This window comes from Defluviimonas sp. D31, assembly GCF_033436765.1.
In the GTDB taxonomy this organism is placed as follows: domain Bacteria; phylum Pseudomonadota; class Alphaproteobacteria; order Rhodobacterales; family Rhodobacteraceae; genus Albidovulum.
In genome coordinates, this window is the sequence record NZ_JAWQFN010000001.1 from 199,252 (window position 1) to 223,972 (window position 24,721).

General features: G+C 67.4%; 26 protein-coding genes. 9 read left to right on the forward strand and 17 right to left on the reverse strand.

Annotation, left to right across the window (positions count from 1 at the left end; all coding sequences use genetic code 11):
• The first annotated feature begins 70 nt into the window (after positions 1-70).
• Positions 71-1,138 carry an AI-2E family transporter gene (locus tag R5H32_RS00945; RefSeq protein ID WP_318336812.1) on the forward strand — a complete coding sequence of 356 codons (1,068 nt, stop codon included), beginning with the start codon at positions 71-73 and terminating at the stop codon, positions 1,136-1,138.
• Between the two features lie 77 nt (positions 1,139-1,215).
• Here the strand turns inward: R5H32_RS00945 and R5H32_RS00950 are convergent, their stop codons facing one another.
• The 13 genes from R5H32_RS00950 to R5H32_RS01010 all read right to left on the reverse strand — a co-directional run bounded on the left by R5H32_RS00950 (position 1,216) and on the right by R5H32_RS01010 (position 14,383).
• Positions 1,216-2,106 (reverse strand): F0F1 ATP synthase subunit gamma, encoded by an 891-nt coding sequence (locus R5H32_RS00950; protein ID WP_318336813.1) that lies wholly within the window; start codon positions 2,104-2,106, stop codon positions 1,216-1,218.
• Entirely contained in the window at positions 2,093-3,652 is a 1,560-nt protein-coding gene (locus R5H32_RS00955; protein ID WP_318336814.1) for an alternate F1F0 ATPase, F1 subunit alpha, read from the reverse strand. The genes R5H32_RS00950 and R5H32_RS00955 overlap by 14 nt, the downstream gene beginning before the upstream one ends.
• Positions 3,642-4,424, reverse strand: coding sequence for a hypothetical protein (locus R5H32_RS00960; RefSeq protein WP_318336815.1), 783 nt, complete (start codon positions 4,422-4,424; stop codon positions 3,642-3,644). Before R5H32_RS00960 ends, R5H32_RS00955 begins: the two co-directional genes overlap by 11 nt.
• Before the next feature lie 4 nt (positions 4,425-4,428).
• A complete protein-coding gene (locus R5H32_RS00965) occupies positions 4,429-4,707 on the reverse strand; it encodes a F0F1 ATP synthase subunit C (protein ID WP_318336816.1) in 279 nt (92 codons plus the stop codon).
• Between the two features lie 2 nt (positions 4,708-4,709).
• On the reverse strand, positions 4,710-5,411 hold the full coding sequence (locus tag R5H32_RS00970) for a F0F1 ATP synthase subunit A (RefSeq protein WP_318336817.1): 702 nt from the start codon (positions 5,409-5,411) through the stop codon (positions 4,710-4,712).
• On the reverse strand, positions 5,402-5,692 hold the full coding sequence (locus R5H32_RS00975; protein WP_318336818.1) for an ATP synthase subunit I: 291 nt from the start codon (positions 5,690-5,692) through the stop codon (positions 5,402-5,404). The genes R5H32_RS00970 and R5H32_RS00975 overlap by 10 nt, the downstream gene beginning before the upstream one ends.
• Positions 5,693-5,708: 16 nt before the next feature.
• Positions 5,709-5,999 carry an AtpZ/AtpI family protein gene (locus tag R5H32_RS00980; RefSeq protein ID WP_318336819.1) on the reverse strand — a complete coding sequence of 97 codons (291 nt, stop codon included), beginning with the start codon at positions 5,997-5,999 and terminating at the stop codon, positions 5,709-5,711.
• Entirely contained in the window at positions 5,996-6,385 is a 390-nt protein-coding gene (locus R5H32_RS00985) for a F0F1 ATP synthase subunit epsilon (RefSeq protein ID WP_318336820.1), read from the reverse strand. Before R5H32_RS00985 ends, R5H32_RS00980 begins: the two co-directional genes overlap by 4 nt.
• Positions 6,375-7,775 carry a F0F1 ATP synthase subunit beta gene (gene atpD, locus R5H32_RS00990; RefSeq protein ID WP_318336821.1) on the reverse strand — a complete coding sequence of 467 codons (1,401 nt, stop codon included), beginning with the start codon at positions 7,773-7,775 and terminating at the stop codon, positions 6,375-6,377. The genes R5H32_RS00985 and atpD overlap by 11 nt, the downstream gene beginning before the upstream one ends.
• 168 nt (positions 7,776-7,943) lie before the next feature.
• Complete coding sequence (locus R5H32_RS00995; RefSeq protein ID WP_318336822.1) at positions 7,944-9,707, reverse strand: SLC13 family permease; 1,764 nt, start codon at positions 9,705-9,707, stop codon at positions 7,944-7,946.
• A 175-nt stretch (positions 9,708-9,882) separates the two neighbouring features.
• Complete coding sequence (locus R5H32_RS01000) at positions 9,883-12,240, reverse strand: TRAP transporter large permease (RefSeq protein ID WP_318336823.1); 2,358 nt, start codon at positions 12,238-12,240, stop codon at positions 9,883-9,885.
• Positions 12,241-12,257: 17 nt separating this feature from the next.
• The gene (locus tag R5H32_RS01005; protein ID WP_318336824.1) at positions 12,258-13,184 is read right to left on the reverse strand and encodes a C4-dicarboxylate ABC transporter permease; all 927 of its coding nucleotides are present in this window, start codon (positions 13,182-13,184) and stop codon (positions 12,258-12,260) included.
• Positions 13,185-13,291: 107 nt separating this feature from the next.
• Positions 13,292-14,383, reverse strand: coding sequence for a TRAP transporter substrate-binding protein (locus R5H32_RS01010; protein ID WP_318336825.1), 1,092 nt, complete (start codon positions 14,381-14,383; stop codon positions 13,292-13,294).
• Positions 14,384-14,623: 240 nt separating this feature from the next.
• Here R5H32_RS01010 and R5H32_RS01015 point away from each other — a divergent pair, with 240 nt between their 5' ends.
• Both R5H32_RS01015 and R5H32_RS01020 read left to right on the forward strand, forming a co-directional pair.
• Positions 14,624-16,054 carry a cache domain-containing protein gene (locus tag R5H32_RS01015; RefSeq protein ID WP_318336826.1) on the forward strand — a complete coding sequence of 477 codons (1,431 nt, stop codon included), beginning with the start codon at positions 14,624-14,626 and terminating at the stop codon, positions 16,052-16,054.
• Positions 16,051-16,695: a response regulator transcription factor gene (locus tag R5H32_RS01020; protein ID WP_318336827.1), complete on the forward strand. Its 645-nt coding sequence runs from the start codon at positions 16,051-16,053 to the stop codon at positions 16,693-16,695. Before R5H32_RS01015 ends, R5H32_RS01020 begins: the two co-directional genes overlap by 4 nt.
• Before the next feature lie 185 nt (positions 16,696-16,880).
• Here R5H32_RS01020 and R5H32_RS01025 read toward each other — a convergent pair whose 3' ends face one another.
• A complete protein-coding gene (locus tag R5H32_RS01025) occupies positions 16,881-17,330 on the reverse strand; it encodes a DMT family transporter (RefSeq protein WP_318336828.1) in 450 nt (149 codons plus the stop codon).
• 112 nt (positions 17,331-17,442) lie between these two features.
• Positions 17,443-17,667: a hypothetical protein gene (locus R5H32_RS01030; protein ID WP_318336829.1), complete on the reverse strand. Its 225-nt coding sequence runs from the start codon at positions 17,665-17,667 to the stop codon at positions 17,443-17,445.
• Positions 17,668-17,888: 221 nt separating this feature from the next.
• Here R5H32_RS01030 and R5H32_RS01035 point away from each other — a divergent pair, with 221 nt between their 5' ends.
• The 3 genes from R5H32_RS01035 (at position 17,889) to ilvN (ending at position 21,541) form a co-directional block, all read left to right on the forward strand.
• Complete coding sequence (locus R5H32_RS01035; protein ID WP_318336830.1) at positions 17,889-18,809, forward strand: calcium/sodium antiporter; 921 nt, start codon at positions 17,889-17,891, stop codon at positions 18,807-18,809.
• A gap of 350 nt (positions 18,810-19,159) precedes the next feature.
• A complete protein-coding gene (locus R5H32_RS01040; RefSeq protein WP_318337326.1) occupies positions 19,160-20,914 on the forward strand; it encodes an acetolactate synthase 3 large subunit in 1,755 nt (584 codons plus the stop codon).
• A 66-nt stretch (positions 20,915-20,980) separates the two neighbouring features.
• Entirely contained in the window at positions 20,981-21,541 is a 561-nt protein-coding gene (gene ilvN / locus R5H32_RS01045; RefSeq protein WP_318336831.1) for an acetolactate synthase small subunit, read from the forward strand.
• Positions 21,542-21,618: 77 nt separating this feature from the next.
• Here the strand turns inward: ilvN and R5H32_RS01050 are convergent, their stop codons facing one another.
• Positions 21,619-21,861 (reverse strand): EF-hand domain-containing protein, encoded by a 243-nt coding sequence (locus R5H32_RS01050; protein WP_318336832.1) that lies wholly within the window; start codon positions 21,859-21,861, stop codon positions 21,619-21,621.
• Between the two features lie 258 nt (positions 21,862-22,119).
• On the opposite strand from R5H32_RS01050, the gene R5H32_RS01055 reads away from it, so the two are divergent.
• On the forward strand, positions 22,120-22,650 hold the full coding sequence (locus R5H32_RS01055; RefSeq protein WP_318336833.1) for a sigma-70 family RNA polymerase sigma factor: 531 nt from the start codon (positions 22,120-22,122) through the stop codon (positions 22,648-22,650).
• 316 nt (positions 22,651-22,966) lie between these two features.
• Here R5H32_RS01055 and R5H32_RS01060 read toward each other — a convergent pair whose 3' ends face one another.
• On the reverse strand, positions 22,967-23,200 hold the full coding sequence (locus R5H32_RS01060) for an EF-hand domain-containing protein (RefSeq protein WP_318336834.1): 234 nt from the start codon (positions 23,198-23,200) through the stop codon (positions 22,967-22,969).
• A gap of 273 nt (positions 23,201-23,473) precedes the next feature.
• Here R5H32_RS01060 and aroQ point away from each other — a divergent pair, with 273 nt between their 5' ends.
• Positions 23,474-23,911 (forward strand): type II 3-dehydroquinate dehydratase, encoded by a 438-nt coding sequence (aroQ, locus tag R5H32_RS01065; RefSeq protein ID WP_318336835.1) that lies wholly within the window; start codon positions 23,474-23,476, stop codon positions 23,909-23,911.
• A gap of 4 nt (positions 23,912-23,915) precedes the next feature.
• Positions 23,916-24,680, forward strand: a complete 765-nt coding sequence (locus tag R5H32_RS01070; protein ID WP_318336836.1) for an HpcH/HpaI aldolase family protein — start codon at positions 23,916-23,918, stop codon at positions 24,678-24,680.
• Positions 24,681-24,721: the final 41 nt, after the last annotated feature.

Below are 24,721 nucleotides of genomic sequence, written 5' to 3' on the forward strand. Positions count from 1 at the left end.
CCGGATCCGGCATCTGCTGCATGTGCCGGGGTTCATGCCCGAACCAGAAACGCGGACCGGAGAACGAGTGATGAAAAACGCCCCGCTTCTGAACCTCGTTTTGGCGGTCCTGCTCGTCATCATGGTCGGTTGGCTCCTGGTGGTGGGACGGGCGATCCTGCTTCCGATCGTCGCGGCGGTGATCTCGGTCTATGTGATGGTCTCGGCGACCGAGGCCCTGCGCCGACTGCCGGTCGTGGGCAGGCTTCCCCTGGTGGCATTGCGCTTCGCCGTTCTGGCCGGGTTCACGGCGGTGGTCCTCGCGATCGCGGTGGTTTTCAGCGCCACGGTCCGCGAGATCCTGGTCGTCGCCCCTCTCTACGAAGCCAATGTCGACACCTTGCTGAACCGGCTGGCCGATCGCTTCAATCTCGAATCCCATGTGCTCTGGGAGCAGATCGAGGCCGTGACGATCGGGCAGATCGACGTTCAGAAACTGGCGCTCGGAATGCTCGGCGGCTTCACCTCGCTCGGAGCGGCGTTCTTTCTCGCTGTCGTCTACGCCGCCTTCCTTCTTGGCGAACGCGGCGGCTTCGACCGCAAGATCGCCGCGGCCTTTCCCGGCGACGCCCGGACCGAGAGCATCCGCAGGCTGGTTTCGCGGATCAACGAACAGATCCGCGACTACATCACGGTCAAGACGCTCATCAACATCGTCCTCGCCATGGTCTCCTATGTCATTCTCTGGGCGCTCGGAATCGACTTCGCCCTGTTCTGGGCCATGCTCATCGGAATCTTGAACTACGTTCCTTATGTCGGCTCCTACATCGCCGTAACCTTCCCCGTCCTTCTGTCGATGGCGCAGTACGGCGATATCGGACGGACGGCCCTGCTGACGGTCCTGCTGGTCGCGGTGCAGGTCTATGTGGGTAACTTCCTCGAGCCGCGCCTGATCGGGCGCCAGCTGAACCTCAGCCCGTTCGTTGTCCTTGTATCCCTGTCGATCTGGGCCGCGCTCTGGGGAATCCCCGGAGCTATTCTCGCCGTGCCGATGACCTCGATCCTGACCATCGTCCTTGCCGGGTTCGATGCGACCCGGCCGCTGGCGATCCTTCTGGCCGACCGGATCGAAACGCCGACCGGGCGGCGTGCCGGATGAGATCGACGGCTTCACACCCTGCAAGCCGAGCCGCGGTCTTGCGCCCTCCGCCTGTGAGGGCACCCCTTCACGGCCCGTCAGTCCGCGTGGTCCTCGCGGACGGCTTCGAAGCCCGCGAGGATGTCGAGCAGTTCGCGCGTGATCGCCTCCTGACGCTTCTGCCGGAACGCCCCCGCGAGGGTCTCGCGATGCTCGGCGATATTGCGCTCGGCCCGCTGCATGGCGGCAAGGCGCGCAGCGTGTTCGCTTGCCAGGGATTCCGCGAGCGCGCGGTAGAGCAGGACGAAGATCCGCTGGCCGACGAGCCATGAAAGCAGCGGGGGGCGTTCCATCCGGTGGATCGGCAGGCACCGCGACGGCCAGGGCGCGCGGGCGAGGTCGTCGAGAAAGGCTTGCGGCAGCGGCAAGAGCGGCCAGCATGTGGGCTCGGCCAGCGCCGCGCCAACGCGGCGGTTGAAAAGGATCGACACCGTACCGACGCCGGCAGAGGTCCAGCGGTCTATCTCGACCGCCACGGCATGGACCGTGGCGCTCAGCCCGCCGACCGAGCCCGGCAGAGAAAAGAGCCTGCGGGCCGGATGGCCGGCCGCCTCCAGCCCCGCCGCGACGCGCTGGCCGAGCACGCACAGGTGGTCGCAGTCGCTCCCGCTGCCCGCGTCCAGCCGGTCGCGCGCGACCTGGCCGATCCGGTCGTTGAACCGTCCGCACAGGCCCCGGTCGGAGCCGATGACGATCAGTCCGGAACCGCGCGGCACGTCGCCCGCCAAGCCCGGCCGGGACGCCACGCCCCCGTCGCGCAGGACGATCCGCAGGCCGAGCGTGACGGTGCGTTCATAGTCTGCCATCGCCGCCACGGCGCGTTCGTACTGCCGGATGCTCGCCGAGGAGAGCGATTTCATCGTTCGGACGATGGACTGAATCTCGGCGGTCGTCTCGAGCCGCGCCGAGAGGGCCTCAAGCGACTGCATGACCGGTCTCCGTGTCCACACGCATGCCCGCAAGGGCGGCATCCATGGCGTCGATCAATGCCGCGCGCCCGTTTTGGTCGAGCTTGGACCCGCTTGCGATTTCGGCGCAGAGAGCCGGACATGCGTCGCGCGCCGCCCGCGCCGCTCGGCGGCCCGCCTCGAGCACTCGGTCGGGGTCGATCGCGTCGAACAGCCCCTCGGTCGCGGCCAGAAGCTCCGCGATCTGGGCCGGCACATCGAGAAGCTCGTGCTCCAGCTGCTTGAGCACTACGCGCACCCTGAGCCCGCGGTCGAGCCGGGCCCGGGTCTCGGCGTCGATCTGGGTTCCGAAGCGGGCGAAGGTCTCCAGTTCCTCGAACTGCGCATAGTAGAGCCGGAGATCGCCCGCAACCGCCCGGAATGCGGGAAGCTGTGCCTTGCCGCCGACGCGGCTGACCGATGTGCCAATGTCGATCGCGGGAAGCTGGCCCTTCTCGAACAGTTTGGGCGAAAGGTAGATCTGACCGTCGGTGATGGAGATGAGGTTGGTCGGAATGAAGGCGGAGATGTTCTGGCCTTGCGTCTCGATCACCGGCAACGCCGTCAGCGAGCCGCCGCCATATTCCTCGCGCAGCCGCGTGGAGCGTTCCAGTAGCCGGGAGTGGATGTAGAAAATGTCGCCCGGATAGGCTTCGCGCCCCGGCGGACGGCGGAGCAGTAGCGACAGCTCGCGGTAGGCCCGGGCGTGGCGGGTGAGGTCGTCGTACACGATCAGGACGTCGCGCCCATCGGCCATGACGTGTTCGGCCATCGCTGTGGCGGCATAGGGCGCGATGAACTGCAACCCCGCCGCGTCCTCGCCGCCCGCGACAACGACGATGGTGCGGGCGAGCGCGCCCTCCTTGCGCAGGATGTCGATCACGCGGGCGACGGCGGAGGCGCGCTGGCCGATGGCGCAGTAGACCGAAATCACGCCGCTATCCCTCTGGTTCAGGATCGCATCGACGGCGATGGCGGTCTTGCCGGACTGCCGGTCGCCGATGATCAGCTCGCGTTGGCCGCGGCCGATCGGAATCGCGGCGTCGATGGCCTTGATGCCGGTCTGGAGCGGCACGCTGACCGGCGCGCGGTGCATGATCGGCGGCGCGGGCCGTTCGACGGGCGCCCGTTCGCTCGTGCGAAGCGGCCCCGCGCCGTCGAGCGGCCGGCCGAGCGCATCGACAACGCGGCCGAGCAATCCCTCGCCCACAGGCACATCGGCGACGCGCCGGGTGCGGCGCACGCTGTCCCCGGGCCGGATGCCCCCGGTGTCACCAAGGACGATCACGCCGATCCGGTCCGCGGCGAGACTGGAGGCGATGCCGGTCTGGCCGCCCGAGAAGGTGACCAACTCATCGGCGTAGAGATCGGGAAAGCCCGCGATCCGGGCAATGCCGTTGCCGACCGACAGCACGCGGGCAACATCGGCGATCTCCACCGACGGCTCGGTTTCCGCGAGGATCCGGTCCATCCGGTCGAAGAGGCTGCGGCAGAGCCTTTCAGGCAAGCTGGGGCTGTCAGGCCGCATCGGCCGCCTCGCTTGCCGCGGAATCGAGGCTTTCTCCGAACAGCGTCTCAATCCGGTCGAGATACCGGCCCGCCGACCATTCCAGCACCTGATGCCCAAGCGTCAGGCGGATGCCGAGCAGCAGGTCCGCGCCGGTTCGGTACTCGACCTCGATCCGGTCGGCGATGTGGTCGTGGATCGCCCGCGTGATACGCGCACGCGCGGCCGATGGCAGCGCGACGCCGCTCTCGACGAGCGCGGGCTCACGCGCCTTCAGCGCGGCCGCCAAGAGACGCTGGCGATCCTCTTCCTCCAGCGTCTCGATCCGAAGCGCGAATTCCGTCGCGATCTGCGCGGCAAGGTCGGTGTCGGCGAAATCCGCAAGGATCCGGCGCACGACCTCGCGGACATGGCCCGCCATGCGCTTTTGCATCAGCAGGACGATCTCGGCCCGGTCCGCCCGGAGGTGATCGAGCCAGGCGGCGCGCTTCTGCTCGGCCTCCTCGCGCAGATCCCGTTCCAGCCTGGCGCGAAGCGCGTCAGCATCCGCCCGCGCCTGCGCGAGGACAGCCTCGCGGCTCTCTTCAAGCGCGCGCTGCCTTTCGCGCAGCGCCCTGGCTTCGGCTTCCGCATCGTCGTGGGCGTGCCGCGCATCCGCCAGACGGTCCGCGATCCTCTGTTCGCGCCGCGCCATCGCGGCAGTGATCGGGCCATAAAGGAAGCGCCGTAAGAGCCAAATCAGGACCAGGAAATTGACGAGTTGGGCCGCGACGGTCAGCCAGTCGATCTGCACGGCCCTATCCTCCGGCGGACCTGGCCGCGGCATCGACGAACGGATTGGCGAAAAGGAGGATCATCGCGACCACGAAACAGTAGATGGCGGTGGATTCGATCATTGCGAGACTGACGAACAGCGTCCGCGTGATCGTGTTCGCGGCGTCCGGTTGCTGGGCGATCGCCATCAGCGCCTGCGCGGCGGCGCGCCCCTCGGCGAGCGCGGGCGCGATGGCGCCGATCGTGATGGTCAGCCCCGCCGTGACGATGGAGGCGATGGCGATCCAGACTGAGGCGTCCATGATCAGGGTTCCTTTCGAGTTGGGTCATTCATGGAATGCGGCTGTGTCCGGGCGGCCGAGGCGATGTAGACCATCGCGAGAACCGCGAAGATGTAGGCCTGGATGAAGCCGGTCAGCAGGCCAAGCACCTGCATCATCACAGGGAAGAAGAAGGGTGCCACGCTGATGATGATGCCGACGATGACCGTGCCGCTCATCACGTTGCCGTAGAGCCGGACCGCGAGCGCCACGCTGCGCGAGACCTCGGCCACTAGGTTGAACGGCAGCATCAGGGGTGTGGGGCGGATATAGGTCCGCAGGTAGCCGCCGATCCCCCGCCGCGCGATGGAGAAGGCGGGCACCGCGATCAGGACGGCGACCGCGAGCGCCGCCGTCGTGGACAGGGATCCGGTAGGCGGCTGGTAGCCCGGAACGACCGACAGGAGGTTCGAGGTAGCAATGAACAGGAAGAGTGTGCCGATGAACGGCAGGTAGCGGTCGCCCTCCTCCGCGCCGATCTCGGCGATCTGGTCGCGGATGCCGGTGACGATAACCTCCAGCATCACCTGCCAGCGCGACACCGTCTCGCCCGTCGACAGCCGCGAGGTTATGAGCCAGGAGCCGAAGGCGAGGATGAGCATTACGAGCCAGGTGAAGGCGATCGTCGCGTTGAGCGCAACGCCCCGCCATTCCGCCAGTGTCCATTGGTCGGGACTTATCTGCATTCGTACCCCTCCGGTCTGCCCGGCGATATCCTGCGCGCGAGGGCTTCACGCGCCGCGAGAAAGCCGAGGGCTGCGGCGGCAAGCCCGGATGGCGCGCCGCCAAGCGAGAAGAAGAGCACGACCCCGCCAAGGACCAAACCCATCCGGGCGAGGGCCGCAAGCGCGAAGTCGCGGCCTCCGCCCGTCGCGACGAGCCTTCGCGTCGCGCGCCACAACAGCGCGAAATAGAGCGCGCCGAGCGCCGCGCCCGCGACCGCGGCAAGGGCAAGTGTCGCCGTCATCCGTATCCCCTCCACTTCATTCGTCGCGCCCCTCGCGCTGGATCCAGTACCAGGCGTTGAGGCAACCGAGCGCCGCGCCCGCCAGAAGAAGAACGAGCGTCCAGGACGGCCCGGACGTCGTCCGCGCGTCGATCCACAGACCAAGCGCGACGCCCGCGATCGTCGGCACAGCCACCGCCCAGCCGACGAGCCCGAAAAGCCCGAGCCCGTACCATGCGCTGCGCTGCGGCCGATCCTGCGCCTCCTGCTTCAGCCGGGCCTTGCGCGCGATCTCGTCCGCCTCGCGGCGGCTGTCGTTGCCGGTCATGGCCTCTGCTCCAGTTCGAGGAAGCGCCGGACCATCTCCGCCTCGAGCCGGGCAAGGGCGGAGCGTGCGGCGCGCTCGCTTTCCTCGGCCTTGCGGAAAACCTCGCCCGCGCGGCGGCGCACGGTTTCCAGATCGTCGCCGAGCACGGCATCCGAGGTGGAGACCAGCACCTCGGCACCGACCTTGACGAGAGTTCCGGCATGGATGCCGGCATAGTGCTCGCGGCCCTCGGCATCGTCGTAGACGAGGATGCCGGGAACGAGCTGGGAGACGAAGTCGATGTGATTGGGCAGCATCCCGAAGGCGCCGTCGGGAGCCTCGGCGACGATCCGGCGCACCTCCGTATCGAGGCGGAGCCGGTCGGGCAGGATGATCCTAAGCCGCATCGCCCTCCGCTTTCCTTCCGGCCAGTTCGTCCACCGTGCCGATCATGTAGAACGCGCTCTCCGGCCGGTCCCGGAAGGCGTCCCCGAGGATCCGCTCACAGGACCCGAGCGTGTCTTCGAGGGGCACGAACCTTCCCTTCATGCCGGTCATCCTTTCGGTCGAGAAGAAGGGCTGGGTGAGGAACCGCTCGATCTGCCGCGCCCGCCGGACGGTTGCGCGATCCTTCTCCGACAGTTCTTCCAGCCCGAGCATGGCAATGATGTCCTTGAGGTCCTCGTATTCGGCGAGCGTGTTGCGGACGGCGCGCGCGATCCGGTAGTGCCGCGCGCTGACCGCGCCCGGCGTCAGCATCTTCGAGAAGGACTTCAAAGGGTCGATCGCCGGGTAGAGCCCCTCCGACGCCTTCTTGCGCGACAGCACGACCGAGGCGGAAAGATGAGCAAAGGTGTGGGTCGCCGCCGGATCGGTGAAATCGTCGGCGGGCACATAGACCGCTTGGATCGAGGTCATGCCCCCCCGGTCCGTCGAACAGATCCGCTCCTCCAGTTCCGCCAGTTCCGTCCCCAGCGTCGGCTGGTAGCCCACGCGCGACGGAATACGGCCGAGCAGGCCCGACACCTCGGCCCCCGCCTGCACGAAGCGATAGATGTTGTCGATGAGAACCAGCACGTCACGCCGCAGGTCATCGCGGAAATACTCGGCGATGGTGAGCGCCGCGTGCCCGACGCGAAACCGGACGCCCGGCGTCTCGTTCATCTGCCCGAAGACCATCACGGTGCGGTCGAGAACGCCAGCGTCCTGCATCTCTCGGTAGAGTTCCTCAGCCTCGCGGCAACGCTCCCCGATGCCGCAGAACAGGCTGACCCCATGGTATTCGGCGACCATATTATGGATCATCTCGGTCACGAGCACGGTCTTGCCGACCCCCGCGCCGCCGAACAGTCCGGCCTTGCCGCCACGCTCCAGGGGGCTGAGGAGGTCGATGGCCTTGATACCGGTCTCGAAGATCTCGCCCTCGGCGCGCCGCCGGGCGAGCGGCACCGGCCGCCCCCGGATCGGCCGGCGCGGCATGTCCCCGGGCGGCGGCTTGCCGTCAATCGCCTCGCCGAAAAGGTTGACCATGCGACCGAGAAGCGCCTCGCCCACCGGAACGCTCAGGCCCTGGCCGGTGTCTCGGACCGGCAGTCCGAGCCGAAGCTCGGAACTCGGGTTCAGCACCAGCCCGCGCGCGGTCTCGCGGTCCGGCAGGCTCGCGACCTCGATCGTCATGGCGGGATCGGAAAGCGTCACCAGCCGGGTCCCGATCGCCGGCAACGCCGCCTCGTAGCGCACGTCGACGATGCTGCCCTCGATCGCGGCGATATGGCCGATGCGCGTGCCGTCAGCCAAGGCGGACCTTCCCTTCACGCCCGTCCAGCGGGCCGGTTGAAGCCGGTGTTTCCCTTGCCGATGCTAGGTTTCCGCGCGGCGCGCGCCCTGACGGCGGTCAATCGCCCGCCCGAAGGCGCGGTCCGCCACCCGATGGCCGGGATCGACGCAGATGACCGCCCGGATCGGTCACGGCCAGAAGACGGGTACAAGAAGCAGCAGCAGCGTCACCGAGATAAGCGTCAGCGGCGTGCCCGCGCGGACATAGTCCATGAACCTGTAGCGGCCGAGATCGTAGACCAGAAGGCAGGACGGCTCGAGCGGCGAGATGAACGACAGCGATGCCGACAGCGTCACAAGGATGGCAAGCGTGCGCGGATCCACCCCCAGCCCCGGGGCGGCGGCGACGGCCACCGGCATCACCGTCAGCGCGGCGGCGGCGTTGGACATCGGCTGGGTCAGGACGATGGCCAAAAAGGCGAAGGCAGCCATCGCGGCCCAGGGGCCGAAGATGCGACCGACGCCCACGATATGCTGGGCCAGGTAGAGCGCGGCGCCGCTTTTCTCCATCGCGACCCCGAGGCTTGTCATGCCGCCGATCAGGATCAGCAGGCGCCAGTCGATGGAGCGGTAAGCCTGCTCCATCGTGATCCCGCCCGACAGGACAACCGCAAGCACGGCGAGCAGGATCGCGACCGAAAACGGGACGAGGCCGAGCGCGCCCGCACCGACCGCAAGGGTCATGGCGCCGAGCGTCAGAAGCCCTTCGCGCGGGGTCATGGCGGTCTGGTCGACCTCCATCAGGACCCGGAGATCCTTGCCGCCGCGAAGCTGGCCGAGCGCCTCCTCGGGCCCCTGCAGGAGCAGAACGTCACCGGCCCTCAGACGCATGTTCTCGATCCGGGCGGGGCGGCTCAGGTTGCGGCGGTAGATCGCCAGGACGATGCCCCGGAACGCATCGAAGAAACCGAGCTGCTTCAACGTCCGGCCCACGAGCCGGGACTGCGGCGCGATCAGCGCCTCGACCAGCGCGAACTCTGTCTTCTCGAGATAGCGTTCGGAAAAGTGCTCGTCGGGCTCCAGGGTGAAGTGCGGCGATTTCTTGAGCTTCAAAAGCCCCTCCCGCGATGCCCGCACGATCAGTTCGTCGCCCGCCTTGAGCTTGCGCGAATGATGGGGCCCAAGCCGCTCTCCGCCCCGCGCGATCGCCAGCACGTCCGTGTCGAAGTCATCGAGCTTTACATCGCGCAGGGGCCGTCCGACCGAGGGCGAGCCCTCGGTCAGGCAGAGCGTCGTGAAGAAGCGGCGCGGCTCGGGCCGGTCCTCGACCGCCGCCGCGGCCTGTGCCGGCAGAAGCCACCTGGCGCCGAAGGCCAGCCAGAGTATGCCCACAACGGCGATGATCGCGCCGATGCCGAAGAACTCGAACAGCGTGAACGGCGCCAACCCCAGCCGCTCGGCCATGGCGCTGCCGGCGAGGTTCGTCGACGTGCCGATGATCGTGCAGGTTCCGCCGAGGATCGACGCATAGGCCACCGGCATGAGCACACGGCCCGGGCCGAGCCCGGCCCGCTTCGCGGCGCCGAGCGCGACGGGCGTCATGATCGCGGTGACGTTGGTGTTGCTGAGAAAGGCCGAACTGGCCGCCGAGGCGGAAAGGAGCGTCAGAAGCGTCGGCGTCTTGCGCCCGCGCGCGAGGCCGTGCACCGCCTCCGCGAGCCGGTCCATCGCCCCCGCCTTCACGACCGCCCCGGCAAGCACCATGATCGAGGCGAGGATGACGATGACTTCGCTTCCGAAGCCCGCGAAAGCCTCGGCCGGGCTGAGGATGCCGGTAATGGTCAGCGTCGCGACGATGCCGAGCGTGACGACATCGACCGAAAGCCACTCGGTCGCGAGGAGCAGCATCGCGGCGGCGAGAATTGCGAGGACGACAAGAATTTCGACGGTCATGCCAAGGATCCACCCGCCGGCACCGGCGCCGAGTTCAGGGCGCCATCCTCGTCCGGCCTGCCGGAAGTCTTCTCATGTCGTGGCGCGCGCGCAATGTTCCCGATCAATTCGCCCGAGGCGCACGGGTGGCGGCACCGGCTCCGTTTCCTCACCGCTGGCTGCGTTCGCGCCCCTGTCAGTTGTTCGGCAGGAGGTCCGGCACGATCGTGACGATGCCCGGGAACGCCCAGAGAATGGCGAGCCCGACGACCTGGATCAGCACGAAGGGTATGATGCCGCGATAGATCATGCCGGTCGTGACACTCGCCGGCGCCACCCCGCGCAGATAGAAGAGCGCGAAGCCGAAGGGCGGGGTCAGGAACGAGGTCTGCAGGTTCACCGTGATCATGATCGTGACCCAGCTCGGATCATAGGTGCCGCCGTAGATCACCGGACCGACGATCGGCACGACGATGTAGATGATCTCTAGGAAGTCGAGCACGAACCCGAGGATGAAGAGCACGAGCATCACGATCAGGAACGCGGTCCATTCCTGTTCGAACGAGCGCAGGAACGATTGGATGTAGTGCTCGCCGCCGAAGGAGATCAGCACGAGGTTGAGTATCTGCGAGCCGATCAGGATGGTGAAGACCATCGAGGTCACCTTCGCCGTCTCGCGCACCACCGGGCCGAGGACCGAACTGCGCAATAGCACCCAGCAGGCATAGAGGATGCCGAAGAGTGCGAAGAAGTAGGTCGCGCGGGCGGCATAGAAGGCGATGAAGTCGGCCGTCGGCACGACCGCGCGGTTGATGCGCAGGTCGAAGTTGACGCCGATCAGGATCATGATGATGACCGAGAAGGCGGCGCCGAGGATGATCGCGCCGCTCTTTTGCTGGTCATGGAGCTTGCGGTAGGCCGCGAGCAGGAGCGCCCCGCCCGCGCCAAGTGCCGCCGCCGGCGTCGGGTTGGTGATGCCGCCGAGGATCGAGCCGAGCACCGCGACGATCAGCACCAGCGGCGGGAAGACGACCCGGATCAGGTCGTTGTGCGCCATGCTTCTGGCCGCGGCCGCGCAGCCGAAGATCGCCAGTGCGAACGGCAGCGCGAGGATCAGGAAGGTCGGCCCCGGCCCCATCGTCACCGGGATGAGGACGATATCGGCGAGAAGCCCGAGCGCGATCCCGCCCGCCCCGATGAGGAGCGGCCGCGGATCGGCCGTGGGAGAGACGCCGCGGGCGATGGCCAGAACCAGCCCGAGAAGCACGAAGAGCGTCGCCACCCCGGTGCCGATCGGCGCCGCGCCCTCGATCTTCGCGGCGAGCGCCGTCTCGAGTTCCTCGGCAGAGCGGCGGTGGCTTCCCGCGACGCCGCCCGCGGCGTCGATCTCGGATTGCTGGGCGATGGCGGCGTCCCATTTCTCCTGGCCGTGCAGTGCGATCATGCCCGCCTTGCACTGTTCGGAGACGTTGGTGCGCAGCGACGCCGCCTGACCGGCATCGGTAAAGGAGTCCACGATCAGGCTCTGGTTGCCGACGAGCCCGATCTGCGCGGCGAGAAGTGCGCCGCCGATCAGCGCGGTTGGCGCCAGGACGAACCAGCGCAGCGCGTCGGAGCGGGTGACGATCTCCCCGCCGACCGGTTCGAGCGACACCGGCGGCGCCTTCTCGGGATTGAGGAGTGCGTAGCCGAAGGCATAGAGCCCGTAGAGCACGGCGAGCAGGATCCCGGGCAGAAGTGCCGCCTGAAAGAGCGTGCCGACCGACAGCACCGCCGCCTCGCCGAGATAGGTCAGCGCATCCGAACAGCCGACCGCGCGGGCGCGGATCTCCTGCCCGGCGGCGTAGAGATCTCCCGCGAGCGTGCCGAGAAGCACGATGACGATCGAGGGCGGGATGATCTGGCCCAGTGTGCCCGAGGCGGCGATGACGCCGGTCGCCAGTTCGGGGGAATACTTGTTGCGAAGCATCGTCGGAAGCGACAGGAGCCCCATCGTGACCACGGTCGCGCCGACGATCCCGGTCGATGCGGCGAGGAATGCGCCGACGACGACCACCGAGACGGCAAGCCCGCCCGGCAGGGGGCCGAAGACCCGTGCCATCGTGGTCAGGAGCTCGTTGGCGATCTTCGAGCGTTCGAGCGTGATGCCCATCATCACGAACATGAGGACCGCGAGCAGCGTCTCGATCGACTGTCCGGCGAAGACGCGTTCGTTCATGCGGTTGACGATGAAGGCGATGTTGCGGTCCATCGCCAGTTCCCAGCCTCCGACGAAGAGGGGCTCCGTCAGTCTTGGCAGGTCGGGATGGGAGAATTTCGATATCTCGATCTCGGCCACGCCCTGCGCCAGCAGCGCCCGGTAGCCGTCCGAACCGCGGTCGACGAATTCGTGGACGAGAAGGCCCGAACTGTCGAGCGCCGCGAGGATGCCGAAGGCGATGACCCCCGACCCGCCGAGCGCGAAGGCCACCGGAAAGCCCGAGAGGATCCCCGCGAACAGGCAGAGAAAGACGATGATCAGGCCGATCTCGACGCCGTCAAATCCGAGAAACATGGATAGTCACCTGCCCCTTAATGCGTGCCTTCATAGGCTTCTTCGCCCTGCCCGAGCGTGTCCCTGTCGAGATGGCGGCCTTCCGCCTCCGGTCCTTCGATGAATTCAAGCAGCGACCGCCAGAAGAAGGCCATGGCGTGCAGGAAAGTCAGCGCAACGAAACTGAGGATCAGGATCTTGAAGAGGAAGTAGGCGTCGAACCCGTTTGGGCTGAAGCCGATCGTCTCGATGTTCCAGCGTACCGCGCGCGCCTTCAGGAGGAGCTTGTCGAGACTGTCCGACGCCGAGGTGTTTGGCACGACCATGACCCGCCAGAAGAAGAACCAGGCGAAGAGCCAGGTGAGCGACGCGACCGGGATCATGAAGAACAGCGAGCCGAACATGTCGATCGCCTTCTTGGTTCGGTACGACACCCCGGAATAGATCAGGTCGACCCGGACATGGCCGCCCTGCACGAAGGTATAGGTGACGCAGAGCGCCACGATCATCGCGTTGTAGAGCTTCAGCTCCTCGGACCACCAGGACAGGTCCCTCTCGAAGCCGATACCGAAGGCGCCGAACTCGATCGAGGCGACCCGGAAGATGCGCTGGAGAAAGACGATCACGATCTGCTGGACCACCATGACCAGCCCGACCCAGGCGGTGATCCGGCCAATACCGTTGGCGAAGAACTCTAGCCCGCGGACATACGCCCACATCACCGGCCGCCGCCAGAGCCCGACCGCGGTCAGGATCAGGAATAGCGTGAGAAGGACGAAGAAGAACTCTCTGGACGCGCCGTAATAGATGAAGCGCATCAGCGATTCCTTCACCTCCGGCGTCGGCATCTGCTGGTTGATGTAGGGCAGCCAGGCCAGCCATTCCTGAGGGTGGCTGACCGCGTAGGCGACATCCCGAAACGCGCCCAGGATGCTGGCGAAGACCCAAATGATGGCGTCGACCATCCCCTCCCCCCTCGATGGACCCCCCGCGCGCGTTCTCGCGCCTTCACGGGGCGAATCCCCCGGCCGCGCGGCCGGGAGACGTTTTCAGGCGGTGAACCGGGCCGGCGTCAGCCGAGCACGCGGTCACGCTGCGCGGTATAGGCGCCGTCCGACAGCTTGTCCCATGCCGAGGACGCCCGCATCGAGGCCATGTAGCTGTCGTAGATCTTCTTGTAGAGCTCGTCGCTCATCCGGGTCGGATCGGTCAGAACCTCGTTCGAGGCCTTGCCGAAGGCGTCCCAGACCGAATCCGGGAAGGTCAGCGCCTTCACCCCGGCCGCCTGGAGACGCGCGAGCGCGGCCGAGTTGTTGGCGAGGAACTGCGCCAGGTTCCACTGATGCGCCTCGCCGCAGGCGATCTCGTAGATCTTCTGCTGGCCCGGCGTGAGGCTGTCGAAGACCTCTCGGTTCATCGCGAGCGAAAGCCCGGCGGTCGGCTCGTGGAAGCCCGCGGTGTAGTAGAACTTGGTGATTTCCTGGAAGCCCGCCTTCTCGTCGGCCCAGGGCCCGATCCACTCGGTGCCGTCGAGCGCGCCCGAGGCGAGCGCCTGGTAGATCTCGCCGCCCGGCAGGTTCTGGACGCTCGCGCCGAGCTTGCCGAGCGCCTCGCCGCCGAGGCCCGGCATGCGGAACTTGAGCCCGTTGAAGTCCTCCGGCCCCTTGATCTCCTGCCTGAACCAACCGCCGCACTGGGCGCCGGTGTTGCCGGCGAGGAACGACTTCAGGCCGAAGATCTGGCCGAGTTCGTCATGCAGTTCCTGGCCGCCGCCGTGGTAGTACCAGTTCGCCAGTTCCTGCGAGACCATCCCCATCGGCACGCCCGTGAAATAGGCATAGCCCGGATGCTGGCCCACGAAGTAGTAGTCTGCGCCATGGTACATGTCGGCCTGGCCCGAGGTCACCGCGTCGAAGACCTCGAAGGCACCGACGAGCTCGCCCGCGGCCTTGAGGTCGACGGTGAGCTGGCCGTCGGTCATCGCTGTGATGGTGTCGGCGCAGCGCTGGGCCGCGTCATGCACGCCCGCGAAGCCGCGCGGCCAGGTCGTGACCAGCGTCAGCGTGCGGTTGCCCTGCGCGTAAAGCGGCGCGGCAAGGGTGGTTGCGGCAGCGGCGGCAGTACCTCCGACAGCGGCCTTTGTCAGGAACGAACGACGATCCATGCGGGGTCAATCCTCTCTGTCTGGCGTCCGCCCTGGAACCGGGCGGATCATTGAAACTGAGGGGAGACTAGATCGCGCTTTTCGTTATGGGAATACCGATTACTGCGTAGAAACAGACACATTGTGACAGAAAGTTTCAACGGTCCGTCGGCGGCCTTTGGCACAGTGAATTGACGCCCCGACCCTACGCGGCCCATCCTGCCGCCAGATTCGGACGAGACACCGAAGGGGCGAGAACTGATGCGCGGCGGATGGACCGCGATACGGCGGGCGTTGAGCCTCAACTACGGCCAGAAGGTCTACCTTCTGGCCACCCTGCCCCTTGTGGTCGCGGCCACCGCCATCGCGTTCCTCGTCGCCAACCAGTCCCGCGCGCTCGCCGAACGCGAGATCGCGGTTCTGGAAAACCAGCTCATCGCCGCCAAGAAGGAAGAACTCAGGAACTACATCAGCATCGCCCGCACCGCCTTCGGCGTCATCTACGGCAACGCTCTGCCCGACGACGAGGCCGCCAAGACCGAGGTCGCGCAGATCCTCGCAGCGATGCTCTACGGCCAGGACGGCTATTTCTTCGTCTACGACTACGACGGCACCAACCTCGTGGCACCCCGCCAGACCTGGCTCATCAACCGCAACTGGGCCGGGCTCGGCGACGCCGAGGGCAAGCCGGTCGTCGACGAGCTGATCCGCATTGCCCGCCAGGGCGGCGGCTATCACGACTATGTCTGGCCCAAGCCCTCGACCGGCGAGGAGGCGCAGATGGTTTCCTATGTCGTCGGGCTGCAGGACTGGCGCTGGGCGATCGGCACCGGGGTCTTTCTCGATGACGTCCTGGAATCGGTCGCCGCCGCACGGGCCGAGACCGAGGCGCGGATATCCCGCACGTTCGGCTGGATCGCAGCCATCGCGCTCGGCGCGGTGCTCTTCGTCTTCGCCTCGGGCACCGCGATCACGGTGCGCGAGCGCCGGCTGGCCGACGTGAAACTCAAGCGGCTCACCCAGCGCATCGTCGACACTCAGGAGGAGGAACGCGGCCGGGTCGCGCGCGAGCTGCACGATTCGATCTCCCAGCTCCTTGTCGGCGTGCGCTACGCGCTGGAACTCGCGCGGCGGCGGCTCAGCCTCGGCGACGCCCGCGCCGCCGAGAGCCTCTCGACTGGGATCGAGCACCTCAGCGGCGCGATCGCCGAGGTCCGGCGGATCAGCCGCGACCTGCGCCCCGGCGTGCTCGACGATCTGGGCCTCGGCCCGGCGCTGCAGGTACTCATGGAAGAGTTCGGCAAGCGCACCGGGATCGCGACCGAGTTCGAGACGGTGGTGTTCCGCAACCGCCTCGACCAGGACGCGAAGATCGCGCTCTACCGGATCGCCCAGGAGGCGCTGACCAATGTCGAGAAACATGCCGGCGCGACGAAGGTGAAGCTCGTCGTGCGCGGCCACAAGCGCGGCGCGATGATGCGGATCGAGGACAACGGGCGCGGCATGGCCTCCGTGCGCGAGGACGAGGCCGGAGGGCTCGGCCTGCGCAACATGGCCGAGCGGATGGAGCAGCTCGACGGCACGCTGCGCATCCTGTCCTCGCGCGGCGGCACCGTGATCGAGGCCCAGGTGCCGCTCTCTCACATGCTGCCGCCTGCCGGGCAGGCGGCCAAACGGAAGGACAGCGCATGACCGAAGCGATCCGCGTTCTCATCGTCGACGACCACCCGATGGTGGCCGAGGGCATCCGCGCGATCCTCGAGACCTACGAGGATATCGTGGTCGTCGGCACGCTCGGCAACGGACAGGAGGTGATCGACCGCGCCGCGGAGCTCGCGCCGGACGTGATCCTTCTCGACCTCAACATGCCGCAGGTGAACGGCCTCTCGGCAACCGAGATCCTCCTCGAACGCGATCCGGACACGCGGATCCTGATCCTGTCGATGCACGACAGCCCCGAATACATCTCCACCGCGCTCCGCCACGGAGCGATGGGCTATCTCCTGAAGGACGTGCCGGTCGAGGAGATCAAGACCGCGATCGACCGGCTGATGGCGGGGACGCGTTACCTCTGCACCGGCGCCAGCGCGAGCCTGGAGCCTGGCACCGCCGACGGGCGCGAGCCGCTCACCCACCGCGAGCAGACGATCCTTCTCGAACTGGCACAGGGCAAGTCGAACCGCGATGTCGCGGCCGAACTCGAGATCTCGGTCCGCACGGTCGAGACCCATCGCAAGAACATCAAGCGCAAGCTCGGCATAGCGACGACCGCGGGCCTCACCCGCTACGCGATGGAGCATGGCGTGCTTCAGGGCACCGGCAAGGGGTTCTGACCGGCCCCGCCTCGGGGGGCATCGAGCCCCCCTCGGACGGGGGCCGCGTTCCGCGGCCAGGGTTCTGGCGGAACTGTTCAGACCAGGTGGAAACCTGCCATGTCACCTTTTTCCAAGTATCCTCGGAGGTGAATTGGCCGCGAGGCCAAGTGGGGGCAGAAAGCCCCCTTTCCCCACAAGCGGCCTCACCCGCGCTGGGTCAGGAAGACACCCGCCGCCATGAGGCACAGGCCCGCCGCCCGCATCGGTGTCACCTCGCGCACGATTGCCCCCATCAGTCCGAACTGGTCGATGACCGCGGCCGCCGCAAGCTGGCCGAGAAGCACGCAGGTGATCGCGTTGCCGAGCCCGAAGCGCGGGGCGACCCAGGTGATCGACAGGACGTAGAAGGCCACGAGGAGCCCGGCGAGGAAGAGATGCTTCGGCTGGGCCGGAGCCACCGCCAGCGCCGCCACGCCGGAGGTCGCCGCCAGCACGACCAGGGTGCCGGCAAAGGCCACGGCGAAGAGCACCGTCGCTGCCGCCGCGGGCGAGCCGATACGGGTGCCGAGTTGCGCGTTGAGCGCCGCGAGGACCGGGATCCCGATCCCGGCCAGAAGCATGATCGCCGCGTAGCGCAGGGTCTCCACAATCATCGCCGCCGTCCTTTCCGCTGCTGGTCGCGGCCGATACTGAGTGGGGCCGCCTTTGTTGTCCACTGTCGTAGGCCCGCGCCTGAGCCCCCCGAGGCGCGGGCACGGAGCAGGGTCAGGACAGAGCTTCCGCCCGCATCGCCGCGTCCCGCGGAGGACGCCTGGCCACGCAGGCGGAGAACGCCTTCAGGTTCGACCAGCGATCATGTGCAATGCCGGGAAGAACGGTCCGGTTCGTCACCACCAACGCATTGGCAACCGAAATCGCGCCCACGGCTCCGGATTGAAGATCACGCCCATCGGAAAGCCGCTCCTTGGGCCATTTGAGCTTGCCGCGCAAGTTGCCCCGCACAGCGTCCTTCTCCGGGACCGAACTTCGCGCGATCGCATGTGGCGGTGCCCGGCTGATCCTCAGGGCCGGGCGGGCGCCGGCGGCGGGCTGGCCGCCGGCCACCGGAAACGGCGCGCAACCGGTGCGACGCGCTCGCCGGGATCGGAGCCGCCCCCTTGCAATTTCCCCGGTCGATCCGATCTAGAGCGGAACCGGAACGGGGGAAGATCTTGACCTATCTGATGTTCGTTGCAGGTCTCGTTGGCCTTTTCGTTGGCGGCGAGTTCCTGGTCCGTGGGGCTGTCGGCGTCGCGCAACGGCTGCACATCCCGCCCCTGGTCATCGGCCTCACGATCGTCGGCTTCGGCACCTCGACGCCCGAGCTCCTGGTCTCGCTTCAGGCTGCGCTCTCGGGTGCGCCGTCGCTGGCGCTCGGCAATGTCATCGGCTCGAACATCGCCAACGTCCTCCTGATCCTCGGCCTCTCGGCGATGATCACCGCGGTGCCGATGCGGCTTTCGGAGATGCGGCGCGACTTCGCGGTGATGATCGGGGCGACGCTGGTGCTGTGGCTGATGCTGGCCGGGGACACGGTCGCGCGCTGGGAGGGACTCGTTCTGGTGGCGGCACTGGCCGGCTACCTGTGGGCGTGCCTGAACGGGGCCGCGGGAACCTCCGCACCCGCGGACGGGATCATCGTGCGGCCGCTGTGGAAGAGCCTCGCCTTCGCGCTTGGCGGGTTGATCGTACTGATGATCGGCGCGCGGTTCCTCGTCGACAGCTCGACCGAGATCGCGCGAACCTTCGGCGTCAGCGAGGCGGTGATCGGCCTCACCATCGTCGCGATCGGCACCTCGCTGCCCGAGCTCGCGACCGCGATCATCGCCGCGATCCGGCGCCATCCAGAGATCGCGGTCGGCAATATTCTCGGCTCGAACGTCTTCAACATCCTCGGCATTCTCGGCGTGACGGCCGTGGTCACGCCGATCCCGGTCGCGGCGCGGTTCGCCGGGCTCGACATGGCGCTTGCGCTCGCCGCGGCGCTGGCGATGCTCGGCTTCGCCGCGCTCCCGGGACGGGTTGGGCGGCTCGGCGGCGGGGCGCTTCTGGCGGGATATGCGGGATATGTCGGGTTCCTCGGCCTGGGCTAGCCCGAAGGATTCGCGTTTCTTTCGCCTCGAAGGGCTTTACGCGAAATAAAATAAGCAAACAATGTCACGTTGCGACACTTTATTGCCAATTTTGCCGGTTGACGGCCCGATGAAGCCTGCCTAATGTCCGCCGCGCAGCAGCATGGGGCCTCGGGGGACATGATGTCGATCCTCGTACTTATCAGGACAGGGTGCATGGGCCGGTAACGGTTGACCATAACGGTTCCCATGCGCCCCCGAAGACACTCGGGGGCTTTTTGTTGCCGACGCGTCCCCAGCGGAAGTGGGAACCGGTTCCGCGCCCGGGGGACGCGCGGACGACGTTGATGATGATGATGGAGATGCGGACGATGGCTCGGCAGATGACCGGTGCGAAGATGGTGGTTCAGGCGCTCAAGGACCAGGGCGTCGATGTGGTCTTCGGCTATCCCGGTGGCGCGGTGCTACCGATCTATGACGAGATCTTCCAGCAGAACGACATTCGCCACATCCTTGTGCGCCACGAACAGGGCGCGGTCCACATGGCCGAGGGCTATGCCCGCTCGACCGGCAAGCCGGGCGTTGTTCTGGTGACCTCGGGCCCCGGTGCCACGAACGCGGTCACCGGGATGACGGACGCGCTTCTGGACTCGATCCCGCTCGTCGTGCTCACGGGCCAGGTGCCCACCTTCATGATAGGCACCGACGGCTTCCAGGAGGCCGACACGGTCGGCATCACCCGTCCCTGCACCAAGCACAACTGGCTGGTGAAGGATACCGACAAGCTCGCCGACACGATCCACCAGGCCTTCCATGTCGCCACCAGGGGCCGGCCCGGCCCGGTGCTGATCGACATCCCGAAGGACGTCCAGTTCGCGACCGGCACCTATCGCGGGCCGCGCGAGGCCGTGGCCAGCCACTACCAGCCCAAGGTGAAAGGGGATCTGGCGAAGATCACCGAACTCGTCGAGCTGATCGAGACCGCCGAGCGGCCGATATTCTATACCGGCGGCGGCGTGGTCAACTCCGGCCCCGGCGCGAGCCAGCTCCTGCGCGAGCTTGCCGATGCCACCGGCTTCCCGGTCACCTCGACGCTGATGGGACTTGGCGCCTACCCGGCCTCCGGCAAGGGCTGGATCGGGATGCTCGGGATGCACGGGCTCTACGAGGCTAACCTCGCGATGCATGACTGCGACCTGATGATCAACCTCGGCGCCCGGTTCGACGACCGGATCACCGGGCGCATCGCGGACTTCTCGCCCAAGTCGAAGAAAGCGCATGTCGATATCGACCCCTCCTCGATCAACAAGGTGATCCATGTCGATCTGGCGATCACCGGCGATGTCGGCCATGTGCTGGAGGACCTGCTCAAGGTCTGGAAATCGCGCGGGCGCAAGGTCAACAAGGAGGGCCTCGCGAAGTGGTGGGGGCAGATCGAGCAGTGGAAGCTGAAGCGATGCCTGACCTACAAGAACTCCGACAAGGTCATAAAACCGCAATACGCGCTCGAGCGGCTCGAGGCGCTGACCAAGGGGCGTGACCGCTACATCACGACCGAGGTCGGCCAGCACCAGATGTGGGCGGCGCAATACCTCGGCTTCGAGGCGCCGAACCGCTGGATGACCTCCGGCGGTCTTGGCACGATGGGCTACGGCTTCCCGGCCTCGATCGGGGTGCAGATCGCGCATCCGGATGCGCTGGTGATCAACGTCGCCGGCGAGGCCTCGTGGCTGATGAACATGCAGGAGATGGGCACCGCGACCCAGTTCCGCACCCCGGTGAAGCAGTTCATCCTGAACAACGAGCGGCTTGGCATGGTGCGCCAGTGGCAGCAGCTTCTGCACGGCGAGCGCTATTCGCATTCGTGGTCGGAGAGCCTGCCCGACTTCGTCAAGCTCGCCGAGGCTTTCGGCTGGAAGGGCATCCAGTGCAAGGATCCCAAGGATCTCGACGACGCGATCATGGCGATGATCGAGTACGATGGGCCGGTTCTCTTCGACTGCCTTGTCGAGAAGCACGAGAACTGCTTCCCGATGATCCCGTCGGGCAAGCCGCACAACGAGATGCTCCTGGGCGACGCCTCGACCGAAGGCGCGATCCAGGCCGGCGGCGCCGTTCTGGTGTGACGGGAGGCCGGGGGCCTTGCCCCCGGACCCCCAGGGTATTTGGACAATGAAGAAGCAGAGGGCAGCATGTCCGCACTGAAGATCAAGAAAGGCTCGTCGAGCCATTCCGCCTACGACCTGCGCGATCCCTTCGCCGAGGTGCTGGAGACCCACACGCTCGCGGTGCTCGTGGACAACGAGGCCGGCGTTCTGGCGCGGGTGATCGGGCTCTTTTCGGGCCGCGGCTACAACATCGAGAGCCTCACCGTGGCCGAGGTCGACCACGAGGGTCACCGCAGCCGGATCACCGTCGTGACCACAGGGACGGCGCCCGTGATCGATCAGATCAAGGCGCAGCTCGGCCGGCTCGTGCCAGTCCACGATGTCCATGACCTGACCGTGGAGGGGCCGAGCGTGGAGCGCGAGCTGGCGCTCTTCAAGGTCTCGGGCTCGGGCGAGAAGCGGGTCGAGGCGCTGCGCCTCGCTGACATCTTCCGCGCGAATGTCGTCGATTCGACACTTGAGAGCTTCGTCTTCGAGATCACCGGAACGCCGGAGAAGATCGACGCCTTCGCCGAACTGATGCGCCCGCTCGGGCTGGTCGACGTGGCGCGGACCGGAGTGGCGGCATTGGCGCGCGGTGTCTGAGACGGGATCGGCGGCAAACGGGGCCCCGGCACGAGCGGCTGGGGATAGGGATCGGCCAGGACCCCGTACCGGACGGCTTAGCCTCCAGACATGAGCGTGCCCGCCTCTGTTGCGGCGGTCAGTTCTGCCTCATCGACGGAGCCGTCGGCATTCGCGTCGATCCCGGCGAACCCCTCTTCGGTCAGGTCCGGATAAGCAGACTGGAGTTCCTCGAGCGACAGCATGCCACTGCCGTCGGCGTCCATGTCGGTCAGGCCCTGCGCCAGCGCCATTCCGGTGGAAGCCAGACCCAGCGCGAGGGTGAAAGCCAGTTTCTTCATCGGATCATCTCCTTGCTCGTCCGTTGCGAGAGGGGCATTTCGCCGCCCTCGTATAACAGGACGCCGGAGCGGCGCGTTTATTCCCGCTGCGGGCGCCTGCAATCGGAAACGCGCGGAGGACCGCCCATCCGGATCGTCCGCACGCGCGGGAAGCCGCCTGAACATCCGCCGAACCGGCGGCGCGGCCCGGTTCGGCGGAATCCCCCGGCTTGCAGAGGTCGCGGGCGACGCCAATCTCGATGGGGAAAGGAGATCGTCATGTCACACTCCCGACACCCGGAGCGCGGGCCTGCCCCGGCGCTTGAGGCGCTCATCCCGGAACTTCGCCGTCTTACGCGCCGCCTGGTCCGCGATCCGGCCGGGGCGGAGGATCTCGCCCAGGAAGCACTGCTCCGGGTCTGGAGCCGGATGGCCTCGGGCGACGGGATCGAGGAGTTGAAACCCTACCTGATGACCGCGGCCCGCAATCTCGCGCGGCGCATGCGGCCGCCGCCCGTGGCGCTGACCGAGGCGCCCGAGCCCTCCGCACCTCCCGAGGCGCCGCGCCGGCTCGCCCTGCGCGAGGTCGCGGCGGCCCTGTCGCGCCTGCCGCAAGCGGAGCTCCGGCTGATCCTGCGCCACGCGACGGCTGGGGAAAGCTACGCCGAGATCGCTGCGGCCGAGGCGCTGCCAATCGGCACGGTAATGTCGCGGCTCGCCCGCGGCCGGGCGCGGCTCAGGGCTGACTGCGGCTTGCCGAAGCGCGGACCGGCGGCGGCGGCGCTGCTGCCGGGAGAGGACGCGGCTTGACCGGGGCGCGGGCCCGGAGCAGCGCCCGCAGAGATCGCCGCGGCTCTACACCACCGTCGCCGGGATGGGGATCGCGGGGCTCTGTTGTTGGCCGGAAGCGCCGGCTGGATGTGCGCCAGACCGCGGATCCGACGGCACATGACCAGCTTCGCGGGCGGAGCTTTGGCCGAAACAGGAGTCGCGGTCACCGCGACGCGCTGACGGACAGCCGCCTCTCGCCGCGATATGCGCGCTACCGGCGGCGCATCCGCTACCCGAAAACGCAAAGACCCCGGGAAAACCCGGGGCCAGTCCCGAACATGAGAGTCTCGGCGCGTTACGGGGCGATGATTCCCGATTCCCGGGCGGCGGCCAGTTCGTCCGCGTCGACCGCGCCGTCGCCGTTGGCGTCGATCGAGGCGAAGACTTCGGCGGTCATGTCCGGATAGGCAGCGGTCAGTTCTTCGATCGAGAACGAGCCATTGCCGTCGGTATCCGTCACGACGGTCTGGGCGTTGGCGGCCGCGGCGAAAACGGTCATCGCACCGAGAGCCAAAGCGAACATCTTCATTATGTCTGTTCTCCAGATAAGGGCAGTTGCCCTGGAATCGGCGGTTCGAGAACCGCTTGCGATTATTTGACCTGTCCCGTTCATTGCCGCAAGTATCTCGTGACACCGCTCACGGCCGCGTGATCACACCGGAAGGGCGGCCTGGAATACTGCTCCCGACACACTGAAACCGTTCGGTATCACCGCTCCCGGCGCGGCGCGCTCCCGGTTGCGGGCCGGCGGGCTTTCGCCCATCATCGCCGCAAACTTGCCCTGAGTGAAAGACCCGGACCGATGAAGCCCATCCTCGTCCTGAACGGACCCAACCTGAACCTTCTCGGCACCCGCGAGCCGGAGGTCTATGGCCGCGAGACGCTGGCCGATGTCGAGGCGCTTTGCGCAGCGACGGCGAAACCATACGGGATCGAGGTCGTCTGCCACCAGTCGAACCGCGAATACGAGATCATCGACTGGATCCACGAAGCCCGGGAGACCGCCGCGGCCATCGTGATCAACCCCGGCGCCTTCACGCACAGTTCGATCGCCATTCTCGACGCGCTCAATGCCTATACGGGGCCGGTGATCGAGATCCACATCTCCAACATCCATCGCCGCGAGACGTTTCGCCACCATTCCTATGTATCGCGCCGCGCCGACGCCGTGATCGTGGGCGCGGGCGTCCAGGGCTACGCCTTCGCCGTCGAGCGCGCGGCGCGGCTGGCGAAGGGCTGAGCCGGTGGACCTGCCGCAGAATCGCTTCAAGCGCCGCCTGCGCGGGAGCGATCCGCTCTTCGGGATCTGGTCGACGATTCCCGACCCGATGGCCGTGGAGGCTCTCGCCGGGGCGGGCTTCGACTGGATGGTGATCGACACCGAGCACAGTTCGGTCGAGGTCGCCGAGGTGCTGCCGCTTCTTCAGGCGGCGGCCCCCTACCCAACTGACTGCATCGTCCGCCCGGTGGTCAACGACACCGCGCTGATCAAGCGCCATCTCGACCAGGGCGCGCAGACCCTGCTCCTGCCCTACATCCAGAGCCGCGAGGAGGCCGAGGCTGCCGTCGCCGCGGTGCGCTACCCGCCGCTCGGGCTGCGGGGGGTCGCGACGACGACTCGCGCCGCCCGCTACGGCCGGGTGCCCGACTACGCGGCGCGGGCCGATGCCGAGATCTGCCTGGTCCTGCAGGTGGAGACCGCCGCCGCGCTCGACCGGCTCGAGGCAATCGCCGGCACCGAGGGGGTGGATGCGGTCTTCATCGGCCCTGCCGATCTCGCCGCCTCGATGGGCCATCCGGGCCAATCGGGCCACCCCGAGGTTAGGGACGCGATCCTCGCCGCCATCGACCGCCTCGGCGCGATCGGCGTGCCAGCCGGGCTTCTGTCGCAGGACGCCGCCTTCACGCGCATCTGCCTCGACCGCGGCGCCCGCTTCGTCGCCACCGGGATCGACATGCGCCTGCTGGTTCGGGCCGCGGATGCGCTCGCCGGCGCCTTCCGCGCCTGACGCACCGCCTGCCGGTCCGGGCGCCGGGCCGCCGAGCGGGG